Origin of the sequence: Longicatena sp. 210702-DFI.1.196 (assembly GCF_020563125.1) — a bacterium.
GTDB classification, from domain to species: domain Bacteria; phylum Bacillota_I; class Bacilli_A; order Erysipelotrichales; family Erysipelotrichaceae; genus Longicatena; species Longicatena caecimuris.
The window spans coordinates 38,864-58,156 of the sequence record NZ_JAJCPX010000004.1 but is presented as its reverse complement, the minus strand read 5'-3'; the positions used below and the strand labels follow the sequence as shown (position 1 = coordinate 58,156).

The 19,293-nt window shown below is 37.9% G+C and carries 14 protein-coding genes; 9 read left to right on the top strand and 5 right to left on the bottom strand.

The window, feature by feature from the left end; all coding sequences use genetic code 11:
- Positions 1 to 36: 36 nt before the first annotated feature.
- Complete coding sequence (locus LI241_RS03160; protein ID WP_008688337.1) at positions 37 to 2,403, bottom strand: HAD-IC family P-type ATPase; 2,367 nt, start codon at positions 2,401 to 2,403, stop codon at positions 37 to 39.
- A gap of 223 nt (positions 2,404 to 2,626) precedes the next feature.
- On the opposite strand from LI241_RS03160, the gene LI241_RS03155 reads away from it, so the two are divergent.
- Positions 2,627 to 4,180, top strand: a complete 1,554-nt coding sequence (locus LI241_RS03155) for an ABC-F family ATP-binding cassette domain-containing protein (protein WP_008688338.1) — start codon at positions 2,627 to 2,629, stop codon at positions 4,178 to 4,180.
- Positions 4,181 to 4,250: 70 nt separating this feature from the next.
- Positions 4,251 to 5,117: a DUF4299 family protein gene (locus tag LI241_RS03150; protein WP_008688339.1), complete on the top strand. Its 867-nt coding sequence runs from the start codon at positions 4,251 to 4,253 to the stop codon at positions 5,115 to 5,117.
- A 170-nt stretch (positions 5,118 to 5,287) separates the two neighbouring features.
- Here LI241_RS03150 and plsY read toward each other — a convergent pair whose 3' ends face one another.
- Complete coding sequence (plsY, locus tag LI241_RS03145) at positions 5,288 to 5,899, bottom strand: glycerol-3-phosphate 1-O-acyltransferase PlsY (RefSeq protein WP_008688340.1); 612 nt, start codon at positions 5,897 to 5,899, stop codon at positions 5,288 to 5,290.
- 215 nt (positions 5,900 to 6,114) lie between these two features.
- Between plsY and parE the strand changes: the two genes are divergently transcribed.
- The 5 genes from parE to LI241_RS03120 all read left to right on the top strand — a co-directional run bounded on the left by parE (position 6,115) and on the right by LI241_RS03120 (position 15,169).
- Positions 6,115 to 8,049, top strand: coding sequence for a DNA topoisomerase IV subunit B (gene parE / locus LI241_RS03140; protein ID WP_119957458.1), 1,935 nt, complete (start codon positions 6,115 to 6,117; stop codon positions 8,047 to 8,049).
- Positions 8,046 to 10,541, top strand: a complete 2,496-nt coding sequence (gene parC / locus LI241_RS03135) for a DNA topoisomerase IV subunit A (RefSeq protein ID WP_008688342.1) — start codon at positions 8,046 to 8,048, stop codon at positions 10,539 to 10,541. Before parE ends, parC begins: the two co-directional genes overlap by 4 nt.
- A 273-nt stretch (positions 10,542 to 10,814) precedes the next feature.
- Positions 10,815 to 12,614, top strand: coding sequence for a DNA mismatch repair protein (locus tag LI241_RS03130; RefSeq protein WP_008688343.1), 1,800 nt, complete (start codon positions 10,815 to 10,817; stop codon positions 12,612 to 12,614).
- A complete protein-coding gene (locus tag LI241_RS03125) occupies positions 12,611 to 14,779 on the top strand; it encodes a DNA topoisomerase III (RefSeq protein WP_008688344.1) in 2,169 nt (722 codons plus the stop codon). The genes LI241_RS03130 and LI241_RS03125 overlap by 4 nt, the downstream gene beginning before the upstream one ends.
- Before the next feature lie 21 nt (positions 14,780 to 14,800).
- Entirely contained in the window at positions 14,801 to 15,169 is a 369-nt protein-coding gene (locus LI241_RS03120; RefSeq protein WP_008688346.1) for a DUF2500 domain-containing protein, read from the top strand.
- A 126-nt stretch (positions 15,170 to 15,295) separates the two neighbouring features.
- Here LI241_RS03120 and LI241_RS03115 read toward each other — a convergent pair whose 3' ends face one another.
- The 3 genes from LI241_RS03115 to LI241_RS03105 all read right to left on the bottom strand — a co-directional run bounded on the left by LI241_RS03115 (position 15,296) and on the right by LI241_RS03105 (position 17,656).
- Positions 15,296 to 15,820 carry an NUDIX hydrolase gene (locus tag LI241_RS03115; protein ID WP_008688349.1) on the bottom strand — a complete coding sequence of 175 codons (525 nt, stop codon included), beginning with the start codon at positions 15,818 to 15,820 and terminating at the stop codon, positions 15,296 to 15,298.
- Positions 15,821 to 15,966: 146 nt separating this feature from the next.
- Positions 15,967 to 16,803 (bottom strand): GGDEF domain-containing protein, encoded by an 837-nt coding sequence (locus LI241_RS03110; RefSeq protein ID WP_008688351.1) that lies wholly within the window; start codon positions 16,801 to 16,803, stop codon positions 15,967 to 15,969.
- Between the two features lie 127 nt (positions 16,804 to 16,930).
- Positions 16,931 to 17,656, bottom strand: a complete 726-nt coding sequence (locus LI241_RS03105; RefSeq protein ID WP_008688353.1) for an N-acetylmuramoyl-L-alanine amidase — start codon at positions 17,654 to 17,656, stop codon at positions 16,931 to 16,933.
- Positions 17,657 to 17,856: 200 nt separating this feature from the next.
- On the opposite strand from LI241_RS03105, the gene LI241_RS03100 reads away from it, so the two are divergent.
- Together LI241_RS03100 and spoVAD are read left to right on the top strand one after the other, a co-directional pair.
- Positions 17,857 to 18,297 carry a SpoVA/SpoVAEb family sporulation membrane protein gene (locus LI241_RS03100; RefSeq protein WP_008688354.1) on the top strand — a complete coding sequence of 147 codons (441 nt, stop codon included), beginning with the start codon at positions 17,857 to 17,859 and terminating at the stop codon, positions 18,295 to 18,297.
- Between the two features lie 2 nt (positions 18,298 to 18,299).
- Positions 18,300 to 19,292, top strand: coding sequence for a stage V sporulation protein AD (gene spoVAD / locus LI241_RS03095; protein WP_008688356.1), 993 nt, complete (start codon positions 18,300 to 18,302; stop codon positions 19,290 to 19,292).
- Position 19,293 lies beyond the last annotated feature (1 nt).

Genomic DNA, 19,293 nt, shown 5'->3' with positions numbered 1-19,293 from the left:
TTTGAAATCAAGAGTGAAAACAAGAAACCTTTCAGTTTATTTACCTATATTGATGATGCGTTGTTTTAATTTAAAGTAATGGGAGAAGCGAAAGAAGAAATCCATAACAAATGGGATTGCGGCAATACCGCCGATTGTACAAAGGAATGGCAGATAGTCTAAGCGAACCAAGGAGAATAGGCTAGGGAAGAAGACAATGCCAAGGATAAAGAAGATGGACATTGAGGTAAAGATGATAAAACGTTTTCGTGTAAATGGAATACAGACACGATATAATACAATAATGCCATTTGCTCCCGTTAACAACACACACATCGTTGACATCTCATCTGGTGTAAGCGGCATGAGTAAAGATAGGATATTAACATAAATGATACTTAAGACAACACATAAAGCTCCTGGCAATGCGCGTCCTAAGACATTTAATAAAAAGTTGCCTTTCACTTTGGCATGATTGGCTTCTAAAGCTAAGAAGAAAGAAGGGATCCCAATCGTCAAAGAAGAAATTAAGGTCAGTTGAATCGGTTCAAATGGATAACGTTGGATAAAGAACAGTGTCAGAATACTGAGGATGGTTGAAAAGGTCGTTTTTACTAGAAATAAGGATGCTGCACGTTGTATATTGTTAATGACACGTCTTCCTTCATCAACGATCACGGGCATATTAGCAAAATTATTATCAAGCAGAACAAGGTTGGCTATGTTTTTTGCTGCCTCACTACCTTGTGCTACGGAAATGCTACAGTCAGCTTCTTTTAACGCCATAACATCATTCACACCATCACCAATCATGGCAGTAACATGTCCTTGCTCTTTTAAAGCTTTGATCATCAGCTTTTTCTGCATCGGACTAACGCGTCCAAAAACCGTGTATGTTTTTACCGCATCAAATATCTCCTCATCCGACAAGGTAGATACATCAATATATTTATCATAGTTTTTTAAATGTGCCTTATGAGCAATTTCGTGAACAGTGCGCGGATCATCACCGCTGATAATCTTTACATCAACACCTTGTGAAAGAAAATAATCCAAAGTTTTTGGTGCTTCTTCACGAATCGGATCACTCAAGATAAGCAGTGCTATAATCGTATTATTTTTATCAATACATTCCTCTTCAATGGCAACATCACTATGTGCCAACACTAAGACACGATTACCCAAACTTGCCTGTTCGGCTATTTCTTTTTGTAATGCAGCGTTTTGGTTTCCATTGACAAATTCATAGGCACCTAACACATATGTGCCATTTTCTTTAAATGTGACAGCACTGAGCTTGCGTGCACTGGAAAAAGATAATTTTTCAATACATGTAAAGGTGTTACTTTTTCCTTTGATATATTTGCGAATTGCCATAGCAGTTGAATTGTCATCGTCTAAAACTTCCATCATATTTGCTAAAATATCTTCCGCAGTATAGGGATGCTTCGCATAGGGAATGATGGATTCTACGCGCATGTTACCCTCTGTAATGGTGCCAGTTTTGTCTAAACATAAGGTATCAACGCGAGCCAGTGTTTCTATGCAATACAATTCTTGTACTAAGGTCTTACGTTTTGCTAGATTAATAGAGCCAACAGCTAGCGCAACACTTGTCAAAAGTACTAAACCTTCTGGAATCATTCCTAATAATGCTGCCACAGTAGAAACAACGGCATCTGCAAACGGAGTTTTTGTGATAAACAATTGTTTGCTAAACAATAATATACCGATGGGGATAATGGCGATACCAATCGTTTTGATGATAAAGTTAATTGAATCACGAAGCTGCGATTTATGCTTTTTAAATGTCTTAGCATCTGCCATGATGGTTTGCGCATAATTGTCTTTGCCTACATGGTGTATTTGTACCTTTGCATTTCCACTAACGACAAAGCTTCCTGAATATAAGGAATCTCCAACATTCTTAAGGATAATATCTGATTCTCCGGTCACTAAGGATTCATTTACCTCTAATTTGCCTTCACGAATGATAGCATCCGCACACACTTGTGATCCAGTATGTAAATAGGTAATATCATCAAGCACTAGATCGTCCATATGCAATTCCTTCAATTCACCATTACGTAAAACACGAATATACGGTTGTGTGATTAAAGAAAGTTTATCCAAAACACGCTTGGCACGAATTTCTTGTAGAATCCCAATGACTAAATTAGAGAGAACTACACCGAGAAATAACAAATTTTTATAAGAACCGATGAAAATGATCATTCCGGCAAGTATCGCATTGATGAGATTGAAGAGGGTAAACAGGTTATCCTTAAAGATTTCCTGATAACTTTTAGTGATACGATCATTTTGTACATTTACATACCCTGCTGCAACACGTTTAGCAACTTGCTCATGAGAAAGACCATGTTGTAAATCGACGGTTTCTTCTGCATGCTTTACTTCTGTCATGCAATCACCTCGCTTATCATTATTATAACAAACTTCTTTTTAAAATACTCTTACGCTTTCGTAATTTTACCCGATCTTTTCATTAAGAAATCTAAAGAATAGCAAAATAAGACCATTCATATCAGTTTGTACATGCTTTTAAGACTTGTTGGGAAGGGGAAAAGCATGCTATACTAATCAAGCAAAAGATGTTATAGAAAGTAATGAATAATGGAGGAATGGTATGAGTATTGTGAATGTATCCCATGTATCTCATAGCTTTGGCGGGCGACAAATTTTAGAGGATGTATCATTTCGTTTGTTGAATGGAGAACATGTTGGATTAATTGGGGCAAATGGCGAAGGAAAATCAACCTTTTTGAATATCTTAACAGGCAAGCTAGTTCCTGAAGAGGGAACAGTAGAATGGTGCAATCGTATTACCGTAGGCTATTTGGATCAACATACGGTTTTAACAAAAGGGAAGAGCATACAGAATGTTTTACAGGATGCCTTTGCACATTTGTTTGATTTAGAGCAGGAAATGATGAACCTGTATGAAAAAATGAGCGATTGCAGCGATACAGAAATGGAAGCATATATGCAAGAAGTCGGTGAACTACAGGATATTTTAGAACATAGCGGTTTTTATATGATAGATACGAAGATTAATGAGGTTGCTCAAGGTCTGGGGTTAATGGATATCGGCTTAGAAAAAGATGTATCCATGTTATCTGGTGGTCAACGTTCTAAAGTCTTATTATGCAAATTATTGCTAGAAAATCCGATGATTCTAATTTTAGATGAACCAACCAATTATTTGGATGAAAATCACATACAATGGTTAACCAATTTTCTTTGCAATTATGAAAATGCCTTTATTTTAGTTTCTCATGATATACCATTCTTGAATCAGGTTGTCAATATTATCTATCATGTCGAAAATTGCGTTTTAACACGATATGTGGGGGATTATGACTATTTCCTTGAACAACATGCCTTAAAAAAACGGCAATTAGAAGCTGCTTATCGCAAGCAGCAAAAAGAAATTGAAGATCTTGAAGATTTCATTGCACGCAATAAAGCCAGGGTAGCAACTAGAAATATGGCACATTCGCGCCAGAAGAAATTAGATAAGATGGATATTATCACAAAGCCAAAAGAAAAGGTAAAACCGGTATTTGGTTTTCAACCATCACGTACCACTGGACGAATCGTTTTTGAAACAAATGCGTTGGTTATCGGTTATGGGGAACCATTATGTCGTCCATTGCATCTAAATTTTGAACGTAATAAAAAAATCGCAATCAAGGGAGTCAATGGATTAGGCAAAACGACATTGTTAAAAACTTTATTAGGGTTACTACCGCCTGTATCAGGGAATGTAGAAGTAGATCCATTTGCGGAAATTGGCTTTTTTGAGCAGGAAGAAGTCGCTACAGGTATCAGTGCATTGGACTATTTTTGGCAAGAATATCCGGCATATACAAATGGAGAAGTACGTGCTGCTTTAGCTAAATGTGGTTTAACGACAGATCATATCGAATCTGGTATGTGTGTGTTGAGCGGTGGTGAACAAGCAAAGGTACGTCTGTGTATATTGATGAATCGTCCTTGTAATGTTTTGGTACTTGATGAGCCGACCAATCATTTGGATGTTGATGCAAAGGAAGAATTAAAACGTGCGTTAAAGGAATATCATCAAAGTGTTTTATTAGTTTCTCATGATCCAGATTTTTACGAAGATCTGGTAGATGAAGTTTGGAATTTGGAAGATTGGACAACGAAAATATTATAGATCATGGAAGTGACTTATTTGATGATGCAGCTTTAGATGGAAGCATGAAAATATATGAAAGAGGGATAACATGAGTGTTGATGTATGTTTGAAACAAAAAGGATTTTTCAAAAAGGCAATTTCATTATCAGATATCACGAATGGACAGTTTGCTTATGGTACTTCGGAAAGTTGGATATTAGTTCCTGATAAAATATCAAATGATATGATCTTATATGATCCAAAGCATATTGCCAGAGGTATTTCTCTTGTTTGGGATGAAAAGGATAGCGCTTGCCTAAGATTAAGTCTGTTGTTACCTACTGTGCGCGAAGAAGTGGATATGTTTTATGATATCATTGCGCGTATTGCAAAGCTTTGGAAATTAAAAAAATATGAGCAGGATGGTGTTGAACAGAAAATTAGTGATCTTGCTGATATGAGAGAAAATATTAAGATTTTTTCCAATGAGTGCCTGCGTGATTTTTTAGCTAAGCATACGGATGGCTGTTTCTTTAGCGCCTTACATCCAATATATTATGATGAACAAGATTTGGAAGAGATGCAAATCAATTTTGCTGCTTTTCTGCATCATCGCCAAAGCAGAGATTTATATTATGCTAGACCACATATTTATCAGAAAACAGATGGCGGCTATTTGGGTGTTTATACATTAACAAACGACGTAGATTCCATTCTTCCTTTAGAACCGATTGTTCCCTTTCATATGCGTGATGCAGAAACCAATGAGGAATTAGAAGTACATGAATGGTATTTATCCATGTATCATTATGAAGAAGAACGTTTTATGGGACAGCTTCCTTATGAAACAGCTGTTAAAGTACTTCAATTAGAAGAACAGGAACGCTATGATGCCAAGACGAGAGTGTTGTATGGCAAATCAGCTGAAGAAATGCAATCCCTTATTGATGCCTATGGTATTGCTATGAAAAGATAGTTACATTTAAAAAGTGGTATTTGAGAAGTTTGTACAAATATCACTTTTTTTGACTTAAAAGTTTCGGAATGCTCAACATCATTTTCTTGTACTATCTCATGGGAAAAAGTAAAAGGTATGAGGTTTTATGAGAAAGTTATTAAAAAAACGAAACCGTGAAAAGGCTCGTTTTACAACCATGATATCTTATTTTCTGTTCCGTCGGCTATTTTTTTAATATTAGAGCGATGACGATAAATCACCAAAATCGTCAATAACCAGCTGGCAATGATAATTTCAATACTACTATCAAATTGCCTATATGTAATGTAAAGACTACTGATAAGTGCAGCCATCATGCTAGACAACGATACCATTTTACTTAGATATAAAACAACAAGGAAAAAGAGAAAAGGAATGATGACATACCAAGCACTTTGAAAGGTAAAGATAGAAGTGCTTAATAAAAAGCCAAACATGGTTGCCACTGCCTTGCCACCACGAAATCCTGCAAAAATAGGATAACAATGTCCAAATGCAGCAGCAAAACCGGCCCAAATACTAGCTTCGCGATCGAAGTATGATACAATGCCAACCGCAACGACAACTTTTAGGACATCGCAAGCAATGACAGAGATGCCTGCTTTTTTACCAAGTACACGTCCTGCATTGGTACCACCTAAATTCCCACTACCATAGTTTCTTACATCTGTTTTATAAAAGAGTTTCCCAATAATCAAAGCAAATGGCAGGGAACCAAGCAAATATCCTAATAAAATATATAAGATCCAATACATATTCATAATGTCACCTCAATAACTTTCTATATGCGTTTATTTTATCATCATTTACGTTATGAGAAAAGAAAAAGCCGAAAATTAAACGACACTTTTTAAAAAATTCGTATATAATTAGAATGTTGTTTAGTAAATACCATGAGTTTTGTTTGCGTTCAGTATGAGAATTTGATAAACTAAACAAGGTAAATTTAAGAAATAAGAGAGGAAGAGGTGATTGTATGGCAGAGAAGACATATGATGGAAGCAGCATACAGATTCTGGATGGACTTGATGCCGTACGGAAACGTCCCGGTATGTACATAGGCTCTACGGATGGTAGAGGCTTGCATCATTTGGTTTGGGAAATTGTCGATAACTCCATTGATGAAGCATTAAACGGCTTTGGAGAAACTATAAAGATAACGATTGAAAAAGATGGTGTGATCTGTGTGGAAGATGAAGGTCGCGGTATGCCGGTAGATATGCATGTGAGCGGAGTACCTACCTTACAGGTCATCCATACTGTCTTGCACGCCGGTGGTAAATTTAGCTCACAGGGTGGCTATAAGACAAGTGGTGGTTTACATGGTGTAGGTGCCAGTGTAGTAAATGCATTATGTTCTTGGATGGAAGTCAGTGTTTATCGTGATGGCAAGATCTATCAGATGCGTTTTGAAGATGGCGGCAAGAAAATCGGAAAGCTAGAAGTAATTGGGAAAACGAATAAAACTGGCAGTAAAACACGTTTTATGCCAGATAAGAAAATTTTCTCTACAACGCGTTTCTCTTTTTCACAGATTGCCGAACGTGCACAAGAAGATGCGTTCCTTTTAGAAGGTCTGCGTTTAGTGGTGAGAGATGAACGTGAAGGAAAAGAACGTGAAGAAGTCTATCATTATGAAGAAGGTCTAGTTGCTTTCATGGAATATTTACATGAAGATAAACAAACCTTCCATAAACCAGTTGCCTTTAGCGGAGAGGTGAATGGGATTAAGGTAGATTGTGCATTTCAATATACGGATGAATATCAGGAAAATATCTTTTCTTTTGTTAATATCGTGCGTACAAAGGATGGCGGTACTCATGAAACTGGAGCCCGTAATGCCTTTACAAAAGTATTCAACGATTATGCAAGAAGAAATGGCTTATTAAAAGAAAAAGAAAAGAATTTTGAAGGCAGCGATGTCCGTGAGGGATTAACGATTATTTTATCTTTAGGCATACCGGAAAATCTGCTGCAGTTTGAGGGACAGACCAAAGGTAAATTAGGAACACCAGAGGCAAAAAATGCGGTAGATTCCATTGTCAGTGAGAAATTAAACTTTTTCTTAGAAGAAAATAAAGAACTTGCGACAACCTTGATCAAAAAAATGCAGCGTGCCAGCACAGCACGTGAAGCTGCTCGTAAGGCACGTGAGGATGCTCGTAAGGGAAAATCCAAAGGGAAGAGTGAAAAGATCCTTTCCGGTAAATTGGCCAGCGCACAATCCAAGGATGCTCGCAAAAAGGAATTATACCTGGTCGAAGGTGATTCTGCCGGAGGCAGTGCGAAGCAGGGAAGAGATTCCAAATATCAGGCAATCTTACCTTTACGAGGTAAGGTATTAAATACAGAAAAAGCAAGTATTACCAATATTGAAAAGAATGAAGAGTTGAATACGATCATTCATGCCTTAGGTGCCGGTGTGGGGGCAAATTTCCATGCGGAAGATTCCAATTATCATAAAGTTATCATCATGACCGATGCCGATGATGATGGTGCACATATTCAGATTTTATTACTGACCTTCTTTTATCGTTATATGCGTGAATTGATTGAAAAAGGAATGGTATACATTGCCATGCCACCTTTATACAAATTACAAAAGGGAAAAGAAATGTGTTATGCATGGACAGATGAAGAATTAGATCAGCTGCGTAAGAACTTTCCCAAAGGCTATACATTACAGCGTTACAAAGGTCTTGGTGAGATGAATGCCGATCAGCTTTGGGATACGACCATGTGTCCGGAAACTAGAACCCTGATTCAGGTAAGCATTGAAGATGCGGTCGTGGCTGAAAAGCGCGTTTCCGTATTGATGGGAGATAAAGCAAATCTACGCCGTGACTGGATTGAGGAAAATGTTTCCTTTACCCTGGAAGATGATTACCAAGTGGAGGTGCATAACCGATGAAGAAAAAAACAGTAGAAGAAGCTGTTGATCATGCGAATGTTCTGACATCTCCTTTAGAAGAAATTATGGGGGATCGCTTTGGTCGCTATTCAAAATATATTATTCAGGAACGTGCTCTGCCAGATGCACGTGATGGCTTAAAACCTGTACAACGCAGGATTCTTTATGCTATGTTTGTGGACGGCAATACATGGGATAAGGCCTATCGAAAAAGTGCGAAGACCGTTGGTTTGGTTATTGGTAATTACCATCCTCATGGGGATTCTTCGGTATATGATGCGATGGTGCGCATGTCACAAGATTGGAAAATACGTACACCCCAGATTGATATGCAGGGGAACAATGGTTCTATTGATGATGACCCGGCAGCGGCTATGCGATATACCGAAGCGCGTTTAGGTAAGATCAGTGAATATCTGCTGCAAGATATTGATAAGGATACAGTTAGCTGGGCACCTAATTTTGATGATACAGCAATGGAACCTACCGTATTGCCTGCTCGCTATCCCAACCTTTTAGTAAATGGGATTACCGGTATCGCAGCCGGTTATGCGACCAATATTCCACCTCATAACTTAGGAGAGTGTATTGATGCCAGCATATATCGCATTCAGCATCCAGATTGCACATTGGATGATTTGATGGAATTTGTACAAGGCCCTGATTTTCCTACCGGAGGTATCGTGCAGGGATTAGATGGTATCAAAGATGCCTTTACGAGCGGTAAAGGACGTATCATGGTGCGCAGTAAGGTGTCGATAGAGCAAACAAAGACGGTACAACAGATTGTTGTGCATGAAATTCCTTATGAAGTTGTCAAAAGCAACATGGTAAAAAAGATTGATGACATTCGATTGAATAAAAAAATTGATGGTATCTTAGATGTCCGTGATGAAAGTGATCGTAATGGATTACGAGTCGTCATTGATTTGAAAAAGGATGCCGATGCCCAGCTTATTTTGAATTATTTATATAAGAATACCGATCTTCAGGTATCGTATAACTATAATGTGATTGCCATAAAGGATAAACGTCCGGTTCAAATGGGCTTGGCAGCGATGCTAGATGCTTTTATTGCCCATCGCCGTGAAGTTATTTTACGGCGCAGTGCCTTTGATCTGGATAAAAAAGAAAAACGCTGTCATATCTTAGAGGGCTTAATCAAAGCAGTATCTATTTTAGATGAAATTATCGCCTTGATTCGCTCTAGTAAAGATAAAGCAGATTCCAAAGTAAAGATCATTGAAGCATTTGGTTTTAGTGAACCACAAGCGGAAGCAATTGTCACAATGCGCCTTTATCGCTTATCAAATACCGATATCACGCAATTGCGTGAAGAATTTGCTAATTTGCAAGCGGAAATTAAAGAACTGCACGAAATTCTGGAAGATCCGAAAAAATTAAAGAAAGTGATGGTTGCGGAATTAAAAGAAGTGAAAAAAGCTTTCCCTACACCACGTTTAACAAAAATCGAACATGAAATCGAGGAAATCGTCATTGATAAGGTTGCCATGATTCCTCAAGAACAAGTCATGTTCACAATTTCTCGTGATGGTTATGTGAAACGCGTGTCGATGCGCAGTTATGGTGCAGCAAATGATGCAATGACGGGCATTAAGGAAGGCGATCATTTGATTGGTTATGGAGAAGTGAATACGTTAGATAACATCCTCTTCTTTACCTCAAAGGGTACATATGGATATGTGCCGGTCTATGAAGTTGATGATGCGAAATGGAAAGAAATTGGTTCGCATATCAATTCAAAGATTAAAATAACATCGGATGAAAAAATAACAGATGCTTTCATTGTCAAAGATTTTAAAACAAATGCGTATATGCTTTCCATTACCCGCCATGGCTTGGTCAAGAAAACCGCAATTTGTGAATATGAGGTATCACGCAACAATAAAACCATGAGCAATATGAAGCTGTTGGAAGATGATGAAGTCGTACAGACATATGTAGCATATGAAGAAGATGAGATTTTGATTGCTTCCAAAAAAGGTTATATCACACGCTATCCAATCTCTTTGATACCGGCAACTTCACCACGTTCAAAGGGTGTAAAAGCGATGAATTTGGTTGAGGATGAAATTGCGAGTGCCCTGATTTATAACAATGATAATCGCCAGCTGGTTGTCTTTAGTGATAATTGTGCATGCAAACGTATGAAGCTGACAGATATCGATGTAACAGGGCGACCTACCAAAGGCAGTATGCTATGTAAAAAAGTAAAATCCAAACCATATCACATTGCTTATATCAGTCTACATGACTTAAATGATGAAATCGTGATTGCAAATAGTGAGATCCATAAGGTGGTTTCAAAAGACATTCCACTTATGGCAAAGGATGCAACGTTCTCTGCTATGTTAAAGGGAATTACGGATTTCTATTTGTTAAAAGAACTTCCTAAAGTAGAACTTCGTGAACTACCTAAACAGGAAGAAGTGGAAGAAGAAGATTTTGAAGCTTTATCACTGTTTGAATAAAGCATAAAAAAACGATTGGATATGTAAATACGAAGATTAGCAAAAATAGAACTCATAGGGATAACACCAGAGTTCTATTTTTTTGCGTGAAAATTACGATAGTGATAATGAAATAATGAATCTTAAAGAAACCTGTGATATCCAAAGATACATCGTATTTCTAATGATCCCTGCAATTCACAAAGAACTTTTAATTTTGCAGAATAGGCAATTCCATACCATCATCACAGGGTGAATATGGTATAATGATACCTATGAGAGAGGAGTTTTATCATGGACGCCGCATATATTCAAACAAAAATAAAACAATTAACAGAACAATTTACACGGATGCAACAGCAATCGCATCAATTTTCGATTATAAGATTGCTGGAAGTAGCATTGTTTGTATTCTGCTTTTATAAGGGGTATCAAAATACAGGATGGCTATGGTATGGAGGCTGCGGCCTTGTTTTATGTATGTTTTTTCTAACTGTTTATAAACATACGGAAATAAAAAGCACGATGGAAGATACGCAGCTGTTAAAGGAAGCATATGAAGATATCGTAAAACGGAAAGGGAATGATTGGAAAAACTTCTTGGATGAGGGCAGTGATTTTCTTACTGAAAAAACTACACAGGCATACGATTTAGATATCTTTGGCAAGGCTAGCTTATTTCAGTATCTTAGCGTTGCGAAAACCGAAGAAGGCAGAGCTGCTTTAGCTGCTGCATTCAGCTGGCAATTCGTTGCTAAAGAAACGATTTTAAAACGCCAAGAAGCGGTGAAGGAGTGCGTGCAACAGGAAGCATTCACAATGGAAATGGTTCAGTTGTTAAAGTTATTTGAAAAGCATGGGCGAAAACGAAAAAAACGCCTGTTAGATAAATTTTACGCGGATTTACAAAAAGCAAGCAAACCACAATCGCTCTTAGCTCATTTGTTATCTTATGGTTTGCCTTGTATCACTTTATTAGGATTGATCGGAATGGCTTTTTTAGGTAAAAGTTATCTACTGTTTAGTGTTGGTTTTACACTATCGTTATGTGTATCACTTTTGGCTACGCTATCGCATGGCGAACAACTGGCAACAGTTGGAAAGATGCAAGAGCTGATGAAGGATTATGAACGTATGATCAAAAGAATGCAGGAAACAAGCTTTCATAGTGCGTATCTTTTAGAATTGCAGCAACGTTTACAAGATGCCAAGCAAGGCATGAACCACCTGAATATCTTATTAGGGTTTGTCCAGGCACGTAATAATTTTATTATGAATATTTTATTGAACGGTTGTTTCTTGTTAGATTTTCACTGTGCCAGAGCTTATCACAACTGGCGGCAGAAATATGGCATTCATGTAGAAACATGGCTAAAAGCGATTGGTCAGATGGAAATGCTGGTATCCCTTGCGCAATTGTCTTATGCCAAAGATACGGTGACATTTCCTACACTGCTTGTACAAGAACAGCCATCCTTTACTATGGAGGGCATGCACCATCCGTTATTACAAGAGCAGGAAGCAGTCAAAAATAACTTTGCTGCGAAAGATGGTTCTTATGTAATTACGGGTAGTAATATGTCGGGAAAGACGACGTTTTTACGAACGATTGGGATGAACATGATCTTATTACATGCCGGGGCTATGGTATGTGCAAAAACTTGTAGCTCTGCTATCGTACATGTATATACAAGTATGCGAGTACAAGATGATGTCAGTGAAGGGATTTCGACCTTTTATGCAGAAATCTTGCGCATTAAGGAAATGATGGATGCCAGCAAGACAAAAGAGCCTATGCTGGTGTTAATTGATGAAATCTTTAAAGGCACCAATAGCGCAGATCGTATTCAGTGTGCCATTCAAGCGATCAAACGATTGCATCAGCCTTGGATCATCACCATGGTGTCTACACATGATTTCGAATTATGTGACTTAGAAAACAATAAGCAAATACAGGCAAAGAATTATCATTTCTCAGAGTATTATGAAAAGGATCGTATCTGTTTTGATTATACTTTGAAACAAGGACGCTGTCAGACAACAAATGCAAAGCAATTAATGAAGCTGGCAGGCTTTTGGGAGGATGAGCAATGAAAACACTGGTATTAGCAGAAAAACCATCGGTTGGTAAAGAATTGGGGCGTGTCTTAGGTTGTACGATGGCCAAAGATGGCTATATGGAAAATAAACAATATGTGGTCACCTGGGCCTTTGGGCATCTGGTGGAGTTAGCAGATCCTAGTGAATATGATAAACGTTATGAAACTTGGGATATGCAAGATCTGCCAATGTTACCGGAAAAGATGAAGCTTAAGGTTATTTCACAAACGGCTCGTCAATACCGATTGGTGAAGACATTGTTGCAACGTAAGGATGTGACACAGATCATCATTGCGACTGATGCGGGTAGAGAAGGCGAATTGGTTGCTCGTTGGATCTTAGATAAGGCCAATTGTCATAAGCCGATGCAACGTTTATGGATATCTTCGCAGACGGATAAAGCAATTAAAGAAGGTTTTGCCCATTTGCGTCCTGCAAAGGAATTTGAGCCCTTATATAAAAGTGCGGTATGTCGGGCAGAGGCTGATTGGCTGGTTGGGTTAAATGTTACCAGAGCATTGACCTGCAAATACAATGCACAGCTGTCTGCCGGACGTGTCCAGACACCAACACTAGCGATGATTGTTGCGCGTGAAGAAGAAATTCGCCACTTTCAGCCAAAGGAATTTGCGACTATCAAAGTAGAACTGGATGGCTTTGTTATGGAATATCGAAAGCAAGGGCAGGCGGCCTTATTTGATTTGGCATTGGCCGAGCAATTGCAGCATTCCTTAGCCCATGGGAACATCACCATTGATAAAGTAGAATGCAGCAGCAAGAAGGAATTGCCGCCACAGCTTTATGATCTGACGGAATTGCAACGTGATGCTAATAAACGTTTTGGTTTTAGTGCAAAATATACGTTAAATCTCATGCAAAGCTTATATGAAACGCATAAAGTATTAACCTATCCACGGAGTGATTCTCGTTATTTATCCGCAGATATCGTTCCTACATTAAAAGAGCGTTTGCAAGCGATTGCCATTGATGCCTATGAGCCATTTGCGCATATGATCTTAAAAAAGGGAATCAAGGTAAACAAGCGTATCGTGGATGATAGCAAGGTGAGTGATCATCATGCCATCATTCCAACAGAAGAATATGTTGAGCTGCAGCGTTTGAGTCATGATGAACGTTGTATCTATGATTTGGTTATTCGCCGCTTTTTAGCGGTTTTATCCGATGTGTGCCTATATGAAAAGACACGCATTGAAGGATCTTGCAATAAACATCATTTCTTTGCGAGCGGGAAGATCATGAAGCAGGCAGGCTGGCGCAGTTTATATCAGCGTAATGATGTTTTCGATGAGGAAGAGGAAGAAGAAATACAAAGTCTGCCAATCGTAAAACAAGGGCAGAACTATGCAATACGCCAAGTCATCAAACAGAAATCATTTACAAAGCCACCGCTTCGTTATACTGAAGCAAGTTTGCTGTCAGCAATGGAACATCCTGCAAAATTTATTCATAATGCAAAATGGAAACAAGTGTTAGAAGATGCCAATGGTATCGGTACGGTAGCTACTCGTGCGGATATCATCGAAAAGCTCTTTCATGTAAATTATATTGAAAAAAGAGGCAATACCATTTATCCTTTAAGCAAGGGTATCCAATTGATCAACCTTGTTCCAGAACAATTGCGTTCGCCTTTGTTAACGGCACAATGGGAGGATAAGCTGACAAAGATCAGTCAACAGCAGTTAAAACCACAGCAGTTCATGAAAGAGATGAGAAGCTATGCGGCAAGTTTGGTAGAAGCGGTGAAACAAAGCGAAGCCAGTTATCGCCACGATAATATGACACAGAAAAAGTGTCCGGAATGTGGCAATTATTTGTTGGAAGTAAATGGGAAGCGTGGAAAACGCTTGGTTTGCAGCAATCCTGCATGCAAGTATAAACAAAATCTTACCTTAAACAGCAATGCCCGTTGTCCTAACTGTCATAAGAAATTGACGGTAGTCGGAGAAAAAGAAAAACGCTTATATACGTGTACTTGTGGTTTCCGTGAGAAATTTGATCGTTTTAATGAACAGTTGAAACAAAAAAACAATAAAGCAGGGAAGCAGGAGCTGAAAGCGTATATGCGTAAACAGGAACAGGCAGTGAAACAAGAAAAAAGTGCGTTTCAATTAGCTTGGGAAGCGGCATTAAAAAAATAGATTGGATAGGAGGAATAGCATATGTTTGAAGTGGAAGATCCAGTATTTGATATCGTACCTGCCATCATCGGGATTATATTTGTTATTGTCATTGGTATTTTTGTGGTGGCAATTGTTCGTGGTATTGCACAATGGCAGCGTAATAATCACGCAGAACAAGAAACGCATCGTGCTTGTATTGTTACAAAACGCATAGATGTAGATCATTATGGCAATGGTGATAAAGTTTCATCAAGTACAACAACTTACTACGTCACTTTTGAATTAGAAAATGGTGAGCGTAGAGAATTTCGCGTTTCTGGTAAATTGTATGGACAACTTGCGGAAAAAGATCAAGGTGAATTACAATTTCAGGGTACGCGCTTCTTAAGTTTTCAGCGTAATGTTTGATGAAGGTGAGCGTAATCACTTACCTCTTTCAAATATCCAAAAAGAAGATTGCACAACTATGTTTATAATAGTATGCAATCTTCTTTTTTAGCTATAAGGATGCTTTTTTTTTGATACTTAGTATAGTTAGGAAAAATGTATAGCGGCAAATTGTACAGCAACAATGGTTTTTCCATCTTCAATCTCTCCGGTTTCAACCATATCCAAAGCTTCTTTTATTGGTATCCATAAAACTTCAATATCTTCATCTTCATCCATAGGTGCGGGATTTTCCACCTGTGTTAACTGATCTGTCCAATACAGATATATTTTTTCATTACAAAATCCAGGAGTAGAATACAAGGTACATAGTTGATGCAATAAAGGGCTAGTAAGCCCGCTTTCTTCTTCCAATTCCCGCAAGCCACAAGTATAAGGATCTTCACCTTTTTCTAATTTACCAGCAGGTACTTCTAAGGTGTGTTTACCAATTGCGTAACGATATTGTTTTACAAAAAGGATCTTATCCTCTTTGATGGCTAAAACACCAACACCACCATGATGATGGATGATGTCGCGTTCATAGACACATCCTTTTATTTCTACTTCATCTTTTGTAACGGTAAAGATAGTACCTTCATAAAGGGTTTTCGAAGATCGTTTTTTTTGCATGATTTTCTCCAATCTCTCACACGAATGTGAGTCTATTATAATATGTAAAAAGTTGCTTTCTTATCTTTTCTCAACTACATTATACCTTTTCTTCACAAAGAAACCCATTAGAAATAGCAAAAAAGGAAACCAAAGCATTTCCTTATTTAATCCACCTGGACACAATTTTTACTATGTTTCGCTTTATAAAGCTGAATATCGGCAGCCTCTATGGCATCCATTGCCTCTTGTATTGCGGATATTCCACCAATGCTAACCGATAACTTAATGCTAGGATAATCTTGTAGACGAATATTTTCTACTGCCTTGCGAATACTTTCTAACTTTTGAATGAATCCTGTTTTATTCATATGTTGAAACAAAATCAAAAATTCATCTCCACCATATCGTATCAAAGAGTCATCTTCTACTAATAGGGAGGATATGGTCGTCACAATATTGCATAGGGAATCATCACCGGCTTTATGCCCATACGTATCGTTAATATTTTTAAAATCATCAACATCCAGCATGGCTATGGAAAACTCTTTCGATAGCCCACTTAACTGTTCTTCATAATAGCGTCGATTGTATACACCAGTTAAAGGATCCGTATACAGTTTACGGTTATAACGATTAATGGTTTCCACAAATTCATTGTTTCCATACGCAGAGAACAAAGCCTCATCCGTTATAAGCGTAACCATTTCTAATACATAGGCTATCTTATCAATTTCCGTATACATAGCTATTACATGATACACTTCATTATCAATAAATTCAAATTTTGTCATACGTCCACGATGGATAAAAGCTTTCGCTGAAATGCAATTTTCACAGCGACGTTTCTTCTTCCAGACATTGTAACAATGGTATGGATGGCCTATAAATTGCCCATCTTCAGCAAAGGTATATTCCTGCATCATGCGCACATCGACAAAACGTACGATGTCAAATACTAAATTTAATTGAGTCACTAAAGCTCTTGCTTCATCCATTGTCATATAATCACCATTTTTATATACGATACATCATAAAGAAATTATGAGCATACCACTTTGTAATATTATAGCATTTTCTTTATATGGTGTCATAGTTTTTTTACCGTTTTATAAAAAAATATATAACAAATCAGCTTTTACTAAGAGGCACATTTTTCTGAATGCTGATGGCTAATTGTTGTGCTAACTTTTGTTGCCCATCTTCGCTGCATACATAGGCTGCATCGTTTTGATCAGTAAGAAAACCATATTCAATCAGCATGGCAGGTACTGTATTGTTATCAATGACATACAGGGGAGAAGAAGCTGTTGTTTTAATGCCGCGATCATTAGTATAGGCCAATGAAGTAAGCGATGATTCTAAACGTGAAGCGATTTGTAAGATACGTTCGTTGTTGCCCTTTACATAAATTTCAAAGCCATTTGCTCCATCATTATTTTCACTTGCATTCATATGGATAGATATGTAATAGTCGGCATCTGTTTCTTGGGCAATCGCTACACGTGTAGCTAAATCATCTTTATTGTTGTTAGACCAACTTACTTCATCACTTGTACGTGTATAAACGACATGATAACCATAGGAAGATAATAATGCTCCCGTTTTTAAAGCAATCGCTAAAGTAATATCTTTTTCATAAGTACCATCGTTAGCAATACATCCTGTATCATAACCACCATGGCCACTATCTAATACGATCGTTGTCTTTATATCTTCTTTTGCATGTATCGTTTCTTCATATTGTTCTATTCCCATGATCTCCATAACAAGATGTATATCCCCTAGGGAATATAGTGTTAAACATACTACACCTGTTATTGCCAAGGCAAATAATGAAACAATTCTTTTTTTCATATCATAGCTCCTCCTTATGGTAAATAAGTCTTTGCCCTTTCATTATGATGGTAAAGATTGATTGGAAAATGGTCGTATCGTGAAGATTGACTGAAGTATTCTTGAAATGTTTAGAATGAGAATTCTTCATGGTTTCCGAATGTGCTTTATACATAATGCAAGAAACGTTGTGCATACTAGCGTTATAAAGGAGGATGCATATGAATCAGAAAAAAATAAAAGATACGGCGAAAAAACATGCGCCAAAATCACATTATGTGAAAAACGAAGTGATTGCTTTTCTCAGCGGTGGAGCTTTGGCAATCGCTGCTCAATTCGTTATGATGGCATATCAAACACTATTGGGCGTTGATGAAAAAACAGCTATTTCGATGACCGTAGTAACGGTAATCTTAATTACTGCGATTTTAACTGGTTTGGGTATTTATGATAAATTTGCCCAGGTTTGTGGAGCAGGTTTATTTATTCCTATTTCCGGGTTTGCGAATTCTTTAACTGCTTGTGCTTTAGAAGGAAAAAGTGAAGGACTAATTTATGGTATTGGATCCAATATGTTTAAGCTTGCCGGTTCTGTATTAACATATGGCATTGCCTCAGCCTTTGTATTTGGGATGATTCGTTTTATCTTATTTGGAGGATAATTATGGCAATTATTCAATTTCATGATGTCTATGTGACATCACGCTCTGCCGTAGGTGGCCCTGTTGAGGCAAAAGGTCCATTAGCAGAGCAGTTTGATAAATGTTATGAAGATACCTACTGTGGTGAAGATTGCTTTGAAAAAGCAGAACGTCGTTTATTATATGACGCAAGTGATATTGCTTTACGAAAAGCGCAGCTCCAAGTTTCTGATTTGGATGTGCTGGTAGGTGGCGATTTATTGAATCAGTTAATGAGCTCGCATTATTTTGCGAAAGATCTTCATGTACCTTTTATTGGTATGTATGCAGCATGTGCTACAAGTTCATTGGTCATTGGCACTGCGGCCATGTGGATAGAACATCATATGGCATCTCATGCAATGGCTTTTACCAGCTCACATACAGCTGCAGCAGAACGTCAATTTCGCTTTCCTAATGAATATGGCATACAGAAAAAAGATACGACAACGACAACTGTCTGTGGCGCCGGTGCTATTGTCTTAGGCACAAAGCCATCGAACATCAAAGTCACTGCTTTTGTTCCTGGTAAGATTGTTGATTGGAATCACACCGATGCGAATGATATGGGATTAGCGATGGCTCCAGCTGCTTATGATACGTTGACGACGTATTTAAAAGAGAGTAAGCAAAAGATTACCGATTTTGATCGCATTGTGACCGGTGATTTATCGCAAGTTGGCTTTGCGTTTCTAACGGACTTATTAACGCAGGAACAATATGAAATAGATAATCGGTTATCTGATTGTGGATTGATGATCTACGATAATAGTAAACAGGATGTGTTTTGTGGTGGTAGTGGTTGTGCATGCAGCATGTGTGTATCTATGAGTGATTTGTTAAATCGTTTGGAACAAGGGGAATATCATCGTATCATGGTCTTAGCAACGGGTGCTTTATTATCACCCGTCGCTGTACAACAAAAAGGAACGATTCCCTGTATTGCTCATGGCATCGTTTACGAAAGGAGTGAATGAT